This window comes from Micromonospora sp. L31, assembly GCF_052068075.1.
GTDB classification, from domain to species: Bacteria; Actinomycetota; Actinomycetes; order Mycobacteriales; family Micromonosporaceae; genus Micromonospora; species Micromonospora purpureochromogenes.
The window spans coordinates 141,850-156,829 of the sequence record NZ_JBQHDC010000004.1; the positions used below are offsets into that span (position 1 = coordinate 141,850).

Below are 14,980 nucleotides of genomic sequence, written 5' to 3' on the forward strand. Positions count from 1 at the left end.
GGCCGGTCGGGTCCTTAGGCAGTTTCAACCGACCTCGACTGTGCTGCGGTGGGCGTTGGCGACCCAGGCGTCCGGCAGGGCGATCCACTCGTTGTCGCCCACCCGCACCACCGCACCGTCCAGTTTGGGAAGCAGGGCCGGATCCTCCATCGGACAGAGCACCCACACATCCCCGGCCCCGCTCCGCGCCGCGTCGGCCAGCTCGTAGAGCCGCTCCATCGCCCGGTACCGCGCCAGTACCGCCGCGTCGTGCAGCAGCACCGGCCCCGCCTCGGCTGACAGCTCGGCGCGCAGCTGCGGCGCGGCCAACTGCCACGCCCGCTCGACGTACTCGCCCAGCTTGATCGCCCCCCGGGAGCCGGGCGGCGCGATGTCCGCCCCGACCACCGTCTCCCACGTCGGCTTGGGGTGCGCGTCGACCAGGGCGTGCAGGTGGTCGAGGAAGCGGGCCGCCACGTTGACCGGCCGGGCGTCGAAGCGCCGGGCCAGCTCCTCCCGCGCCAGGCCGTACCGGGACAGTCGTACCGTCAGTGCCCGGAACCCGCCCGCGGACCTCGCGCCGGTCAGCCGTTCCTCGGCCCGCATCGCCGCCGCCAGCTCCGGCGACTCGGCCGTCCATCGGCTCGGCGCGACGGTCACCGACGGGCGCCGCTGCATGATCGACATGGAGGACGAGGCGTTGCGGGGCGGCAACGGGACGTACCGGTCGCGGTCCCAGCGCAGCTCGAAGCCGGCTTCGGCGAGCAGCCGGTCCAGCTTTGGGTGCGGAGGCAGCGGGTCCAGTTCCGGGAAGCGCGTCCGTACCCGCTGGGTCACCTGCTCCGGCGTCAGCCCGCGGCCCCCCTCGGGCGAGGCCGCCGGAGGCACCACGCCGGCCTGGGCCAACCGCAATGCGCGGACCGGATCGAGGTCGCGCGGGTAGAGCTCCAGCCGCGCGGTCGCGGCGGCGCGCTCCGAGGCCGCCGCGGCGAGCAGCACGCGTCGCCGCTCGTCGATGACGTCGGCCGCGCCGCCGGGCGCGGTGACCGCCGCGAGGGTACGCAGCACCGTCGCCGGACTGGGCAGCACCTCGCTGGCGGCGAGCTTGTCGGCGGCCTTGCCGAGCGCGTCGGCGTAGTCGAGCAGCGCCGGCGCGGCCGGGGTGTCCGGCGCGTCGTCCTCTCCTGCTTCCAGGGCCACCAGCAGCCGGTCACCGCGCGGGTGTGGCTTGCCGTTGATGTCGGCGCGGGCATGCCGGCGCAGCAGCAGGCGCGGCTCCTCGGCGAGCGCGTCGACCTCCACGGCGGCCCGCACCGCGGCGACCGCCACCGCGAGCCGCAGCGCATCCCCGGTACGCACCGAGCCGCGGCTGCTCAGCAGGGCCGCGGCCAGCTCGGCGACGCCCATCACCCGGCCGCCGTCGCGCAGCAGCTCGATGATCTGGGTACGCACGCTGCCGACCACTGGGATGTCGTTCCAGCGCTTGCGCTGCTTGCCGAGGATCTGCGCGATCCGGGCGGGAGTGACACCGAGCGGCTTGGCCACCTGCGGGTGCTGCGGCCACAGCGGCAGGTCCGGCAGGGCTCCGGTGGGGTCGGGCAGGTGCAGCGCCAGCCGGGTGGCCTCGACGTCGTTGGGGTTACGGCTGGCCGGGACGAGCAGCGTGGCGATCGCGTCCAGTCCGACGCGTACCAGATCGGGGTCGCCGTCCCCGGCGGCGGCCTCGGAGGCCACCTCCTCCGTCGCGGCCTTGCGGGCGGCGGGCGTGGTGGGGATGGTCTCCCGCTCCCCCAGCCGGCCGCGCCACTCCTTCACCCGACGCTGCAGCTCCTGCCGGGTCTTGGCGCCCAGGCCGGGCAGGTGGGCGAGCTTGTTGGCGACGGTGAGCAGCTCGCCGACGGTGGTGGCGTCGAGGCGGTGGGCGGCGGAGACCGCGCGCGGGGTGAGCCCGGCCGCCTCCAGGGCCGTGGCCCGGGTCACCTTGCCGGCGGCCTCGTCGCGGGCCGCCTCGGCGGCCTTCTCGTCCGGCTCGTCGGCCTCGATCTCCGGGTGGTCGGTGCCGACCGGGGCGCTCGCGTCGGAGCGGCGGAACACCTGCTGCCAGGCGTCACGCATGTCCTTGAGCGAGGCGAACCGCTGGCGGTGGTCGCGGTGCAGGGCGCGCTGGAGGAAATCCACCAGGCCGTCGCGGATCGCCGGGTCGAAGGCCTCGACGGCCAGCACCGGCGGGCCCTCGGTCAGCTGCGGCTCGGTGCCGCCGTCACCCCAGACGGGCAGCTCGCCGGAGGCCATCTCGTGCAGGGTGACCCCGAGGGCGTACCACTCGGCGTGCTTGTCGTAGCCGGGGCGGGTGGCGGTGCCGAGGAACGGGTCGAGGTAGCGGGGAGTGCCGGCGGTGACCTCCTTGACCGAGACGCCGGCCAGGGAGAAGTCGAAGAGCACCAGCTGCTTGGTGCGGTTGGGGCGTACCCGGATGGCGATGTTGTCGGGCTTGATGTCCCGGTGGTAGACGCCCTCGCCCTCCAGGTAGTCGAGGGCGCCGAACAGGTAGTCGCTGTAGGTCTCCAGCTCGTCGACGGTGAGCCGGCCGTCGTCGCGCAGCTTCCGGGCGAGGGTGCGGTCCCCGGCATGCTCGAGCACGACGACCGTGCGGGTGCCGATTTGCAGCGGCTCCGGCCGGGCCAGCCGGATCACCCGCGAGTCGGTGAGCGGCCCCAGGACCCTCGCCTCGTGGGCCAGGCGGGCGCCCTTCTCGTCGGAGAGCCCGACCTTGAGCACCTCCTCCCGCCGGGTGCGCTCGTTGAAGCCGAGGAACGCCCGGCAGGTCGAGCCGGTACCGAGACTGCGGACGATCTTCCACTCGCCGACCCGGTCGCCGCCGCGCGCCTCGAGGGGGTCGACCTGCTCAGGCTCCGGCTCCTCCGGATGCACCGACTTCGGCGGGGGTGCGGTCAGCTCCTCCTCGACCACCTGGAGCATCTCGACGAACTCGGCCACCGTGGTCAGGCGCTGGGTCGGCACCGGGGCGGTGGCCGCCTGGATCAGCTCGTCGGCGAACTCGATGATCCCGTCGGCGATCGCGGAGGCGCGCAGCCCGTTGTCCCGCGCGAGCCGGGTGAGCAGTTCGGCACGCTTCGCCGCCGGCGGCTGGCCGGTCAGGATCAGGTAGCTCAACGCGCCGAGGCCGAAGACGTCCATCGCGACGGCGTCCGGCTTCGGCGCGGTCAGCTCCGGCGCGAGGTACGCCTCGGCCGAACGCTCGATGTGCGAGGCCGCGTGCGTGGACAGGGTGACCGGATCGCCGCTGCTGCCCCCGCCGCTCCCGTCGACACCACGGGTCGCCGCCTGCCAGTCGCTGATCTGCAGCTGCGGAGTCAGCCACGCCTCGTCCTCGCTGCCACCCCGCCGCTGGCGTCCCGGGCTGACCAGGACGCTGCGTGCCGACAGCGCGCGATGGTGCAACCGCCGGCGGTGCGCGTACGCGACCGTCTCAGCGAGCTGGCGGATCATCGCCAGGCGGCTCAACGCGTCCAGGCGGTCGCCGTACTGGGCCATGTAGTGGTCGAGGCGGATCGAGCGCGGGTCGTACCGGAAGATCAGCGCCGGCCCGGCCTCGTGCGACTCCATGGAGTCGACCTGGACGATGCCGGGGTGGTTGATGCCGTGCAGCACCTGCATCTCGCGCTTGGCGGCGCGTTCGATGCTGGCCCGCTCGGCTTGCACCGCGTTGCGCTCGACCAGGTAGATCCGGACCCGGCGGCGCTCCCGCTCCAGGTCGCGGTGCCGGGCCTGGTGGTCCTGCCAGGTCGGGCCGACGTCGAACGGACGGGGCTCCAGCTCCCACGCGCCGATCTGGTAGTGCCGCCGGCTGCGGGCGATGCCGACCTCTTCCAGCAGGTCCGGCAACGCCGCCGACATCTCCTTGGTGACCCGCTGTTGCTCGTCCTGCGGCGGGCGCTGCAGGAACGAGCCGATGGTCGGCAACTGGCCCGCCTGGTGGCCGGGCGTCGGCTCGGGCCCGTAGACGCCGTGCAGGTGATGATCGGAGAGCCCGATGTGCAGCCCCGGCCTCGACAGGAACACCGCCGCCTGCACGAACGGGATCCGGACCTTCGCCCCCTTCCGGCGTCCGGCGGCGACCTGGAGCAGCGACTTGAGCTTCTTCGCCTTCGCGTCGGCCAGGTGCAGGGGGTTCTCGAAGACCCGGGTCTTGTTCGGCCCGTTCAGGATCCAGTTGGAGCCGCTGGAGATCAACCGGCCGGTCAGGCTCTTGATCTCGATCAGGTAGAGCCCGCCAGGGCCGGCGACCAGCAGGTCAACCTCGTAGGGGTGACCGGTCTGTGCGGTGAAGGTGAAGTTGGACCACGCCCGGTACGGCTCGGTGTCCGGCAGCAGCGCCTGGACGTGCGCCAGCGCCTCCCGCTCGTGCGCGAACTGCGACGGCGTGATCGTGGTCCACCGGCCCTCCTGCATGGCAGAGATCCTAGGGCCAGGTGACCAGGACGGGCCCGCCCGGCAGGCGTCCATCGGTCAGTCTCACCAGATCATCCCCAGTTCCTGGTACGCGCGCGGCAGGTCGTCGACGGCGAGCACCTGCACCGGCGCAGCGCCACCCTTCCCCGTCACGAGCACCAGGGGGTAACCACCCTCAGCGTCGTCCGGTCGATGCAGAGCAGCCTCGAGCTCCGCCAAGGCGCTCGTAAGCGTGGCCGACGCGGCGACGTTCCTCGGCCTCACGGGGCCGACCTCCGGGTGGTCGGCAAGTTCCGACACCGCGACACTGAGGTCGAGCAGCACCATGCCATCCGCTTCGGCCTTGGCCTCCGCCCAACGTCCGACCTGCTCCCTGGTCACCAGGAGCCAGCCACGCTGCTCGTCCTCATACGGCAGCTGGGAGAAGTCGCCCCGATGCATCGTCTGCAGCGCCTCACGAAGCGGCGTGGTGGGGAGGCAGGTGCTGGCCCTGGTGGCGATATCGCCGACCTTCCGGGGATGCCGGAGGGCACCCAGGATCCTCTCCAACCGCTCCACGATCTCCTTCGGCGGCGACGCGACCGGACCCGAGTAGCCCTCGAACGACACGTGGGCGTAGGCGTTGCGGACGCTGCGGCAGCGATCCAGAAACCGTTCCTGGTCGGTGGTGAGCAGCTTCTGCTCCCGCGCCCAGGCCAGCAGGCTGAACGCGGTCTGCTGCTGCCCCGAGCCACCTCCGGTCTGCTTCATCCAACGGTGCTTCAGGTCCGATTCGAGCCCTTTCCAGGCGACGTCAAAGCGGGTGACGAGTGATTCCCTGTCGTTCTTCGCCATCGGCCGGCCCCTTTCGTCTGAACTGCTGGTCCGGGACGGGCCCGGCGTCGCAGCGGATGATCATAGGTCCATGATCATTTCGGTCCGCCGCCGGTACCGGCGGCGGACGCCGGAAATCGCCGCGCAGCCAAGGCCGGCAGACCGGGGTCAGTCGCAGTAGTCGCAGGCTCCGCTCACCGGGAGCTGGATGCCGCACCGTCGGCAGGTGGGGCGAGGTTGGGGAACGATCGGGCGCTGGCGTCTCACGGCCTGCTCGAGCCTCGGCGCGAGAGCAGGCTTTCCACCGTCTACCGGAAGCCCCGACGCCTGGAAGTAGCGATAGCAGTCCAACCGGGCCGAGGCGGCATGGCGCTCGCGTTCCATCTCGTCCTCGACCGGCGGCTGCCCAGCCACCTGCAACACCTCGGCGTACCCGACGCCGACTTTGCCGTCGTCCTTGTGCACAACCAGCGCCGTCAACGGTGGGTGACCCTGGCGATGTGCGTGACGCACAACCCGGCCCAGGACAGCACCGATCCAGTTGTGCAGGAGCGCGGAGGTCCGGACTTCGGACCTATCCTGCACCTCCTTGCCGACCTCGCCATAGGTGATGACCGCGTGGTAACGCCCTGCCACCTCCACGAGGAGGTCGTAGGCGTGCGGAGCCCAGATGTTCCAGGCGTCCTCCGCGCTCATCGCGTCGCCGGAGTCTCGCCAGTATCCGCGTGGCACGATCGTCTCCCCTTTTCCTCGGGTGCAGGGCTGCCGCCCGGAGGCAGGGTAGAGCCAGGGTGCGACCCGGAGCCCCCCGTCGGCGGCGGTGCCGCGGAGGCGATCGAGATCTGTGCTCCGGACCGCCGCGTCGTGCGGCGCTCTCAGCTCCCGGTGGGGGTGCTCCAGCTTCGCCTGCCGAGCCCGCAGAAACGGCCCCAACCCCAACCCGTCCTCACCGGCCAGGAACGCCCCGCGGTCGTTGAGCAGCGCCTTCTCGGCGTGGGCCATGCAGCCCCACACCGTGTCGCCCAGGAGTCGGCCAGCTTGACCTCGGCGCCTGCACTCGCCTCTGCACCGCGCCACCCACCCATGCGGGACGCGTAAATCAGGTATTCGAAAGATCGGCTTTTCGCGTACACCCACGGCGGCGCCGGCACCCCTACGATGCGGCCATGCCCCTCTCAGCCGCACCAAGCCCCGCTACCGCCAACTGGACGCCGCCGCGACGGCCGGAGTGCTCCTGCCCGGAGCACGACGAGGACCTCACCGACCTGGTGCTGCCCTCCGCCGAGCCCGGCGAGCCGCCGATGACGCTGCCGGATCTCGTCGCCGCGAACGCCCTCGGCGTCCTGCCCGCCGAGCCCCGCGACCGCTGGTTGGAGGTACACGACGAGTCGGACTCGGGGCCGGCGCGTCTCGGCCCCTTCCACTGGGGTCTGTGGCTCGGCGACGAGGCCCGGTCGTGCTACGACGACGACTCGGAGCGCTCGCTGGACCAGGCGCTGCTGGACCGTCCGGGCGTCGAGCGGGTCGAGTGGATGGAACGCGAGGAGTTTCTGGTCGGCGCCCCCACCCTGTGTGCGAGCGGGCTGATCACCGCCATGGCGCGCGCCCTGGCCGACCCCCGGGTACGCGCCGCCGGACCGCCGACCGCCTGAACCGGTGGTACCCGGACCTCCCGTCTCTTCCGCAGTTGGCTGGACCTCGACGTGTCGTGTCCCGGGAGACGCTTACCGCGTCCCACCTGAGGTCCGACATGATCCTCAAGACGCTCGCGGAGCCCCTCACGGTCTGCGGCGGTGGCGCGCATCGCGGCAGGTCCGGCCGCCGGCGCGATTCGTTGACTGATCACCGACGGGAGGATCGGCGGGGTGATCGAACTGCCCGAGGGAAGTTGGTGGGACTGGGACGTGCTGCACTTCGACGGCTCCCAGCTTCGGTTGGCCGCGGGACACGACCTCACCTACCACCACGGTCTCGAGGTGGTCTTCACCGACGTCGCATACCTGGCCTGCCCGACCCAGTTCCACGATCCTCGGTTCCGGGAACCCACCGTCGACGAGCGCGCACTCCTGCGTCGGCACGTCGGTGAAGAACCACCGGTGATCGTTGCCTTCGACGTCGACGCACCGGCCGGCGGTGATCTTCTTACCTGTCTCGTCGCAGCAGGTTCCGTCGAGGTGGTACCCGGCCTGGTCTACCGCTACTGGCGCGACAACCTCGCAGCGGGAGAACGGCTGGCTCCGCACGTGCGGCCGCCAGGGCAATCGTAAGGCCGCACCTCGCCGGGCCGCGCCTGCATCTGACGACGACGCAAGTGGCCATCCAGGTGACCAACGGGCTCGCTGTGCGCGGCTATCAGCACGCCGCGCGGTGCGATGGGCGACACTCGGACGATGACCGGCATGCCCCCGGAGACGTTGTATCACCGATGCCTGGGCTGGCACGCTCCTGCCCTGCGGCGAGCCGTCCTCGTCGCCTCCATCGGGCTCATTGTCGCTCTCGCGCTCCTGCCGTTCATGACGTGGCAGTTGGCCGCGGTCGGGGGCTGGGACGCCGCCGCGCTCGCCTTCCTCCTCAGCATCTGGCCGGTCATCATCCGAGCGGACAGCTCCCACACCGAGGAGATGGCCATGCGTGAGGACGAGACGCGGGTGACCGCCGCAGTGCTGCTGGTAGCAGCGGGCGTCACCAGCCTGCTGGGTGTCGGCCTTGCTCTCAGCCTCGCCGGCAAGCAGAGCGGCTCGACGCGGGTGCTGCTCGTCGGCGTCGCAATGCTGACCGTCCTGCTGTCGTGGACCGTTGTCAACACGGTCTTCACCCTGCGCTACGCCGACCTGCAGTTCCGATCGACGATCGGGGGGATCGGCTTCGAAGGCCAGCCTGTGCAGGGGCAGACCACCTACCGCGACCTGGCCTACGTCGCCTTCACGATCGGCATGACCTACCAGGTGTCGGACACGGCCATCAGCGATCCGAAGATCCGGGGCAGCGTGCTGTCCCATGCCGTCCTGTCGTACATATTCGGTGTGGTGATCGTGGCGGGCTCCGTGAGCCTCATCGCCGACCTGGCCCGCTGACGATGTCGGACTACCGACCGGCCGGTTCGCTGGTGGGCGACCGGTGGCCGCCGTGGCACGCGATCAACGCGTCCGCCACGATTCCAGCGTCAGCTTCGGCGACGTCCGCCGGGTACTCCGGCAGCAGGTCGTCCCAGACGACCAGCCACGACCCGTACAACTGGGCCTGCCCCTCGGGCCGAGCGAAGAACCAGACGTGCAGGTGGGCGCCACCATCTCCGATGCGGTAGACGTGGGCCCGCGAGATGTGCGGCAGTGCCTGCATGTGGCGGACGATGCGAGTGCTCAGCAGCCCCAGTTCGGCGGCCAGTTCGTCAGGTAGATCCGCCATGTCGTAGTGATCGCGCGGGTACAGCATGAGCACCAGCGGGACGCCCACGCCCGGAATCCGGGCCAGCCGCCAGTGATCGTTGAACCAGATCCCTTCGTCCCGGTCGCGGCAGGCGTTGCAGTCCGACGGATCCTCGCCGTGCCGCGCGGGCTCCGGGAGCACCGGCGGGCGCAACGGCGCTACGCGCAGTCCGTCCGGCTCGAACGGGCTGATCTCCCATCCCGTCATGCGGGCCAACGGGAGCCGGCGCTCGCTGTCCGCGACGGCGACGGCGTGGTCATAGAACTCGTCCGGTCGCAGGGCCATGCGGCGAAGACTAGTACGACAAGATCCCCAGTGGTCGACAGCCCCGTTGTGGCTGCCAGGCACCGCCCGATGGTCTCGGGCCCTCCGCCGACGCCGCCGGACCGCCGGCGGCGACGGGTCAGCGGGCGAGCGCCGCGTAGCGCCCGTCGCGGTCGATCAGCATGTCGTGGGTGCCGGACTCGACGATGCGCCCGTGGTCGACCACGGCGATCTGGTCGGCGTCGCGCACGGTGGAGAGCCGGTGCGCGATGGTGATCACGGTACGACCCCGGGCGAGCTGGTCGAAGGCCCGCTGCACCGCCCGTTCGGTCTCGGTGTCCAGGGCGCTGGTGGCCTCGTCCAGCACCAGGACGCGCGGGTCGCGCAGCAGCGTGCGGGCGATCGCCAGGCGCTGCTTCTCCCCGCCGGAGAAGCGGTGCCCTCGGGAGCCGACCACGGTGTCGTACCCGTCGGGAAGGCCAGCGATGAGGTCGTGGATCTGCGCGGCGCGGGCCGCGTCCTCGATGTCGGCGTCGGTGGCGTCGGGCCGGGCGTACCGGAGGTTCTCCCGCACGGTGGTGTGCAGCAGGTAGGTCTCCTGGCTGACCACGCCCACCACGGCGGCGAGGTCGGTCAGCCGCAGGTCGCGCAGGTCGACGCCGTCGATGGTGATCCGGCCGCTGCCGGGGTCGTGCAGGCGGCTGACCAGGGCCGCGAGCGTGCTCTTGCCGGAGCCGGTCTCGCCGACGAGCGCCAGGCTGGTGCCGGCCGGCACGTCCAGGGTGATCCCGGCGACGGCGGCGGTGTCGCTGCCCGGGTAGCTGAAGGTGACGTCCTCGAGGCGCAGGTGGCCGCGGACCCGCGCCGGGTCGATCTCGACCGGGTGCGCCGGGTCGTCCACCTCGACCGGGAGGTCCAGGTACTCGAAGATCCGGGCGAAGAGCGCCAGCGACGCGGTCAGCGAGACGCCGACGTTGAGCAGCCCCATCAGGGGGCGGAACAGCCCGCCCTGCAGGGCGGTGAAGGCGACCAGCGTGCCGATGCTGAGGGTGCCGGCGGTGCCGGGCAGGCCGGCGCTGAGGTAGATCACCGCCGGGATGGCGGCGAAGATGACCGTCATCGTGGCCATCCGCCAGCGCCCGGCCAGCTCGGAGCGGAGTTCGAGGTCGACCAGCCGGGCCGACGAGGTGGCGAACCGGTCGATCAGCGCGGCGCCGGCGCCGAGGGTCTTGCTGAGCTGCACGCCGCTGATCGACAGCCCCTCCTCGATGGTGACGTTGAGGTCGGCCAGCTCGCGCTGGCGCTGGGCGGTGATCTCGCGGCGCATCCGGGCCACCTTGCGGGTCAGCCAGATCGCCGGGGGCAGCACCAGAAGCGAGACCAGGGAGAGCCGCCAGGAGAGCGCCACCATGGCGACCGTGGTGGCCACCACGGTGGTCAGGTTGGCCGCGATCGAGGTGGCGGTGGAGGTGACGACGGTCTGCATGCCGCCGATGTCGTTGGTGATGCGGGACTGCACCTCGCCGGTGCGGGTGCGGGTGAAGAACGCGATCGACTGGCGGTGCAGGTGGGTGAAGACGTCGGTGCGCAGCCGGTGCATCACCAGTTGACCGACGCGGGTGGAGATCCAGGTCTGCACGACGCCGAGCACGGCGGTCACGGCCGCGACCGCGACCATGCCGACGACCAGCCAGACCAGCAGGGTCAGATCGCGCTCGGGCAGCGCGCGGTCGATCACGGTACGCAGCAGGAACGGCGTGGCCATCGCCAGCACCGACGAGACCACGATGATCACGGTGATGGTGGCCAACTGCCAGCGGTACGCGGTGAAGAGCCGGCCGATGCGGCGCAGCGACACGTCGCGGGCCTGGGCCTTTTCGGCGGCGGAGACGGTACGGGGGGCGCCGCCGCGGCCCTCCCGGTGGGTGGGGGTCGGGTCCAAGGAGTGCCTTCTTCCTGTCGGGCTATTGCTGAGGTTACCTCATCATGAGGGAGCAACAGGAAGTTCTGCTACCGTATTCCCGTGGACGCCGACGAGCGCGAGGCGCACGAGGAGAGCCTGGCCGAGCTGTTCTGGGCGGTGGCTCGCCGGCTGCGCCACCAGTCCCGGCAGACCCTCGAACCGTGGGAGATCAACCCCGGCCACGCCCGCGCCCTCGCCGTGCTCGGCCGGCACGGGCCCATGCGGCTCAGCGCGCTCGCCGACCACCTGCACATCGCGCCCCGCTCCACCACCGAGGTCGTCGACGGCCTGGAGGAACGCGGGCTCGTCGCGCGCCACCCCGACCCGGCCGACCGGCGCGCGACCCTGGTCACGCTGACCGACGAGGGTACGCGGATCGGCGCGGCCATCCGCGCGGCCCGCACCGCCGAGGCGGACCGCTTCTTCGGTCACCTCTCCCCCGCCGACCACGCGCACCTGACCCGCATCCTCCGCACCCTCCGCGACTGACCCCATCCCGTCTTGCCTGGGGCGGGGCGCGGCGGAACTGCCGGCTCGCCAGGCCTTCGGCGACGCCGGCGCGCACCCGCTGCCAGCTTTGCCACGTGCGGCCTGATCGGGTTCGACGGCGAGGCCCGCCCGCCTCGCGCTCGCCGACACCGTCACGCGCTCAGGCGGCGGCTGGCCAGGATCGTCAGCACCTCGCGGCGTACCGCGTCGGTCTCGTGCACCAGGCGGCGGTGGGCGAAGCGCACCACGAGGATGCCGGCGGTGGCGAGCAGCGCGTCCCGCCGCAGGTCTGTCTCGCGTTGTCGCCGGTCACCGTGGGTCGCGGCGCCGTCGAGTTCGAAGTCGACCCGCTCCCGCTCCGCCCAGACGTCCAGGTACATCGTCCGGCGACCGACGACGATCCGCGTCTGCCGTTGGAACGGCGGCATCCCCGGGCCGGTGAAGACGTGGTCGTGGCCCCAGATCTCCAACGGGCTGCGGCAGCCGGCATCGAGCTTTGCCAGCAGAGCCCGCAGCTCGGCGCGGGCAGGCAGTCGCGGAGTCGCACCCAGGGCGGCGCCGAGCCGCTGGGGTGTGGTCAGGCGATCGTTCACCGCGCCGATGACCGCATCAGGTCTTTCCACGGCGGGCAGCAGCGGCCACGCGTCGACCAGCGCCCGCTCGAGCCGGACGAGCGGGAGACCGCCTCGACTCAGAACCTGCGGTGGGGCGAGGGAGAACCCCCGGCGGTGGTGAATGAGGAGGTGTGGCCGTGGGCGGAGTCCGGAGCCGGCGGCCACGTCGAGATGCACCGGCTCACCGAGGGCCTGTCGGCGCAGCCCCCACACGTCGAGGGCGCTCAACTGGCTCAGCGCAGCCCGCCCGTCGGCGTACGCCAGCGCGGCGCGCTGCGCTGCCGGTGGATCGAGGCGGGCGAGTACGGGATCCCCTGGAAGCACCGGATCGCGAATCAACCGGGCGTCGACGTAGACCTGAGGCAGCACCCGGACGAGGTGGCCGGCGCGACAGGCTCGGCGCAGCATCCACTCCGGCACCACCTGCCGCGCCACAGCCCAGGTGACCACCCCGCCTCCATGCCTGACCAGAGACGCGAGCACCTCGTTCACGCCGCAGACCCTGCCGCGCCCCCCACACCCCCACAAGACTCCTGTGGAAGCCCAACCCCCCTGTGGACAGCCCCCATTCGCCCCCGCGGCCTGCTACGGCCACCGTGATCGGCTACGTGTCAGCGGCTCATCCCCCGGCGTGTCGGGTCGCTGAGGCGTAGCCGATCAAGCTGGGCGGCGAGCTGGGCGCGGAGGTGGGCGCGCTCGGGTTCGTTGGCGGTGTGGGCGATGGCGGCCTCGTAGGCCGCGGCCGCCTCGGCCGGGCGGCCCAGGCCGCGGAGGAGGTTGGCGCGGACGGCGTGGAAGACGTGGTACGTGTCGAGGTGCAGGTCGTCGACGAGGGCGAACGCCACGGCGGGGCCGTGCACCTCGGCGACGGCCACCGCCCGGTTCAGCGCCACCACCGGGCCGGGGGCGAGCGCCTGGAGCTGGTCGTAGAGCTGGAGGACCTGGCTCCAGTCGGTGGGGGCGTCGCTGTGCACGGCGTTGATCGCGGCCTGTAGCTGGTACGGGCCGGGCCGGTTGCGGCGCAGGCAGCGGCGGACCAGGGCCTGCCCCTCGGCGATCAGAGCCTGGTCCCAGCGGGTGCGGTCCTGCTCGGCGAGCGGGACCAGCGCGCCCTGGGCGGTGACCCGGGCGGGGCGCCGGGCCTCGGTGAGCAGCATCAGCGCGAGCAGGCCCAGCGGCTCCGGCTCGTCGGGCATCAGGTCGACCAGCAGCCGGCCCAGGCGCAGCGCCTCGGCGCAGAGCTCCGTGCGGACCAGCCGCTCACCCGCACTCGCCGTGTACCCCTCGTTGAAGATCAGGTAGACCACGGCGAGCACCGCCCGGAGCCGGTCGGGCAGGTCGGCGTCGCCCGGGACGCGGTACGGGATCCCGGCGTCGCGGATCTTGGCCTTGGCGCGGACCAGCCGCTGGGCCATGGTGGTCTCGGGGACCAGGAAGGCGCGGGCGATCTCGGCGGTGCTCAGCCCGCCGAGCAGGCGCAGGGTGAGCGCGACCCGGGCGGCCGGACCGAGGGCCGGGTGGCAGCAGGTGAAGATCAGCCGGAGCCGGTCGTCGCGCACGGGTCCCTCCTCGGCCGGTGGCTCGTGGGCGTACAGCAGCGCGGCCTGGGCGTGCCGGTCCGCCCGCGAGGCCTCCCGCCGCAGCCGGTCGATGGCGCGGCGGCGGGCGGTGGTGATGATCCAACCGGCCGGGCTGGGCGGCGGTCCGGTCTCCGGCCAGCGCCGCACCGCCTCGGTGAAGGCGTCCTGGACCGCCTCCTCGGCGAGGTCGATGTCGCCGAGGAGGCGGACCAGCACGGCGACCGCCCGGCCGTACTCGGCGCGGAAGGCCCCCTCGACGTCGACCGTCACCCCTCGCCCTGGAAGGGGCGCACCTCGATCGGCAGCGTGGTGGCGAGGGCGTACCGGCGGCCCCATTCCAGAGCGGCGTCGAGGTCGGCGGCGCGGATGATGGTGAAGCCGCCCAGGTACTCCTTGCCCTCGACGAAGGGGCCGTCGGTGACCAGCACCTCGCCGTCCTTCGGGCGCAGCACGGTGGCGGTCTCCGGGGCGTGCAGCCCCTGCCCGAAGACCCACGAGCCGGTCGCCTCGAGCTCCTCGCGGATGGCGCCCAGCTCCCGCATCACCCCGGCCAGGAACTCCGGGTCCGGCGTCCCGCCCTCGGGCTGGTACATGCTCAACAGGTACTGCTTCATGTCGTCCTCCTGGTGTGGATCGGCTTCCACTCTCCACACGAACGGCGGGCGGGCGGATCGACACTCCGGCGAGGGGAATTTTCAGGCGCGGTAGCCGGCGGTCAGGATCCGCTGCGCGGACATCGCGTACGCCCGGGGGTCGTCCGGGGTGGCAGCGCCGAGCCCGTCGACGTACCGGTTGTACATGCTGAAGGCGGCGGCGATCAGGACCACGTCGTGGATCTCCCGATCGGTGGCGCCGTGGGCACGGGCCGCGTCGACCAGCTCGCCGGTGACGGCGCGCCCGTCCTCGCGGACGGTGTCGGCGAGGCGGAGCAGGGCGCGCAGCTTCTCCGGCACCGGGGCGGTCGACAGGTCGGCGAGGACCCGGTCGACCAGGTCGGGGCCGTCGTCGAGCTGGGCACCGGCGGTGGCGGAGTGCGACGCGCGGCAGAAGTCGCACCCGTTGCGGCCCGACACGTACGCGGCGATGAGCTCGCGTTCACCGCGGCTCAGGCTGCTCGGCCCGCGCAGCAGCACCTCGGCCAGGTCCATCAGCGGTCCCGCGGTCTCGGGCCGGTATCGCAGCAGGCCGACGATGCCGGGCTCGCGCCGTTCGTCCACGCCGAGGTCGATGTGCGCCATCCGGTCACCCTCTCCGTTGGCCGCGCCCACCGGGCTCGGCAGCTGGCCCCGCCATTCTGGCGGGTACGTCGACGCGGATCCATGGCCGGACGGTCAGGTGTGGACGGCAGGGAACACCGCATAGATAATCTTGACTTCGTC

13 protein-coding genes are annotated in these 14,980 nt (G+C 72.2%); 4 read left to right on the forward strand and 9 right to left on the reverse strand.

Features of this window, described 5'->3' with window-relative positions:
- Positions 1-24 precede the first annotated feature (24 nt).
- The 3 genes from pglW to ACTMS9_RS13425 form a co-directional block, all read right to left on the reverse strand.
- Positions 25-4,452 carry a BREX system serine/threonine kinase PglW gene (pglW, locus tag ACTMS9_RS13415; protein WP_441165061.1) on the reverse strand — a complete coding sequence of 1,476 codons (4,428 nt, stop codon included), beginning with the start codon at positions 4,450-4,452 and terminating at the stop codon, positions 25-27.
- Positions 4,453-4,515: 63 nt separating this feature from the next.
- Positions 4,516-5,286, reverse strand: coding sequence for a hypothetical protein (locus tag ACTMS9_RS13420; protein ID WP_441165062.1), 771 nt, complete (start codon positions 5,284-5,286; stop codon positions 4,516-4,518).
- A 147-nt stretch (positions 5,287-5,433) separates the two neighbouring features.
- On the reverse strand, positions 5,434-6,267 hold the full coding sequence (locus ACTMS9_RS13425; protein WP_441165063.1) for a hypothetical protein: 834 nt from the start codon (positions 6,265-6,267) through the stop codon (positions 5,434-5,436).
- A 164-nt stretch (positions 6,268-6,431) separates the two neighbouring features.
- Between ACTMS9_RS13425 and ACTMS9_RS13430 the strand changes: the two genes are divergently transcribed.
- From ACTMS9_RS13430 to ACTMS9_RS13440, 3 genes are all read left to right on the forward strand, one after another.
- Complete coding sequence (locus ACTMS9_RS13430) at positions 6,432-6,917, forward strand: hypothetical protein (protein WP_441165064.1); 486 nt, start codon at positions 6,432-6,434, stop codon at positions 6,915-6,917.
- 213 nt (positions 6,918-7,130) lie between these two features.
- Positions 7,131-7,532 (forward strand): hypothetical protein, encoded by a 402-nt coding sequence (locus tag ACTMS9_RS13435; RefSeq protein ID WP_441165065.1) that lies wholly within the window; start codon positions 7,131-7,133, stop codon positions 7,530-7,532.
- Between the two features lie 123 nt (positions 7,533-7,655).
- On the forward strand, positions 7,656-8,339 hold the full coding sequence (locus ACTMS9_RS13440) for a DUF1345 domain-containing protein (RefSeq protein ID WP_441146205.1): 684 nt from the start codon (positions 7,656-7,658) through the stop codon (positions 8,337-8,339).
- Between the two features lie 10 nt (positions 8,340-8,349).
- Here ACTMS9_RS13440 and ACTMS9_RS13445 read toward each other — a convergent pair whose 3' ends face one another.
- Positions 8,350-8,976, reverse strand: a complete 627-nt coding sequence (locus ACTMS9_RS13445; RefSeq protein ID WP_441165066.1) for a hypothetical protein — start codon at positions 8,974-8,976, stop codon at positions 8,350-8,352.
- A gap of 118 nt (positions 8,977-9,094) precedes the next feature.
- Positions 9,095-10,897, reverse strand: coding sequence for an ABC transporter ATP-binding protein (locus tag ACTMS9_RS13450; RefSeq protein WP_441165067.1), 1,803 nt, complete (start codon positions 10,895-10,897; stop codon positions 9,095-9,097).
- An 81-nt stretch (positions 10,898-10,978) separates the two neighbouring features.
- On the opposite strand from ACTMS9_RS13450, the gene ACTMS9_RS13455 reads away from it, so the two are divergent.
- Positions 10,979-11,407 (forward strand): MarR family winged helix-turn-helix transcriptional regulator, encoded by a 429-nt coding sequence (locus ACTMS9_RS13455; protein WP_308495234.1) that lies wholly within the window; start codon positions 10,979-10,981, stop codon positions 11,405-11,407.
- A gap of 152 nt (positions 11,408-11,559) precedes the next feature.
- Here ACTMS9_RS13455 and ACTMS9_RS13460 read toward each other — a convergent pair whose 3' ends face one another.
- The 4 genes from ACTMS9_RS13460 to ACTMS9_RS13475 all read right to left on the reverse strand — a co-directional run bounded on the left by ACTMS9_RS13460 (position 11,560) and on the right by ACTMS9_RS13475 (position 14,839).
- Entirely contained in the window at positions 11,560-12,471 is a 912-nt protein-coding gene (locus ACTMS9_RS13460; RefSeq protein ID WP_441165068.1) for a DUF559 domain-containing protein, read from the reverse strand.
- Positions 12,472-12,632: 161 nt separating this feature from the next.
- A complete protein-coding gene (locus ACTMS9_RS13465) occupies positions 12,633-13,871 on the reverse strand; it encodes an RNA polymerase sigma factor (RefSeq protein WP_441165069.1) in 1,239 nt (412 codons plus the stop codon).
- Complete coding sequence (locus ACTMS9_RS13470; RefSeq protein WP_280840507.1) at positions 13,868-14,215, reverse strand: YciI family protein; 348 nt, start codon at positions 14,213-14,215, stop codon at positions 13,868-13,870. The genes ACTMS9_RS13465 and ACTMS9_RS13470 overlap by 4 nt, the downstream gene beginning before the upstream one ends.
- Before the next feature lie 81 nt (positions 14,216-14,296).
- Entirely contained in the window at positions 14,297-14,839 is a 543-nt protein-coding gene (locus ACTMS9_RS13475; protein WP_334570531.1) for a carboxymuconolactone decarboxylase family protein, read from the reverse strand.
- Positions 14,840-14,980: the final 141 nt, after the last annotated feature.

Bases quoted from the DNA above. Each gene is read 5' to 3' on its own strand.
- pglW (WP_441165061.1), bottom strand. From the start codon at position 4,452: ATGCAGGAGGGCCGGTGGACCACGATCACGCCGTCGCAGTTCGCGCAC.
- ACTMS9_RS13420 (WP_441165062.1), bottom strand. From the start codon at position 5,286: ATGGCGAAGAACGACAGGGAATCACTCGTCACCCGCTTTGACGTCGCC.
- ACTMS9_RS13425 (WP_441165063.1), bottom strand. From the start codon at position 6,267: ATGGCCCACGCCGAGAAGGCGCTGCTCAACGACCGCGGGGCGTTCCTG.
- ACTMS9_RS13430 (WP_441165064.1), top strand. From the start codon at position 6,432: ATGCCCCTCTCAGCCGCACCAAGCCCCGCTACCGCCAACTGGACGCCG.
- ACTMS9_RS13440 (WP_441146205.1), top strand. From the start codon at position 7,656: ATGACCGGCATGCCCCCGGAGACGTTGTATCACCGATGCCTGGGCTGG.
- ACTMS9_RS13445 (WP_441165066.1), bottom strand. From the start codon at position 8,976: ATGGCCCTGCGACCGGACGAGTTCTATGACCACGCCGTCGCCGTCGCG.
- ACTMS9_RS13470 (WP_280840507.1), bottom strand. From the start codon at position 14,215: ATGAAGCAGTACCTGTTGAGCATGTACCAGCCCGAGGGCGGGACGCCG.
- ACTMS9_RS13475 (WP_334570531.1), bottom strand. From the start codon at position 14,839: ATGGCGCACATCGACCTCGGCGTGGACGAACGGCGCGAGCCCGGCATC.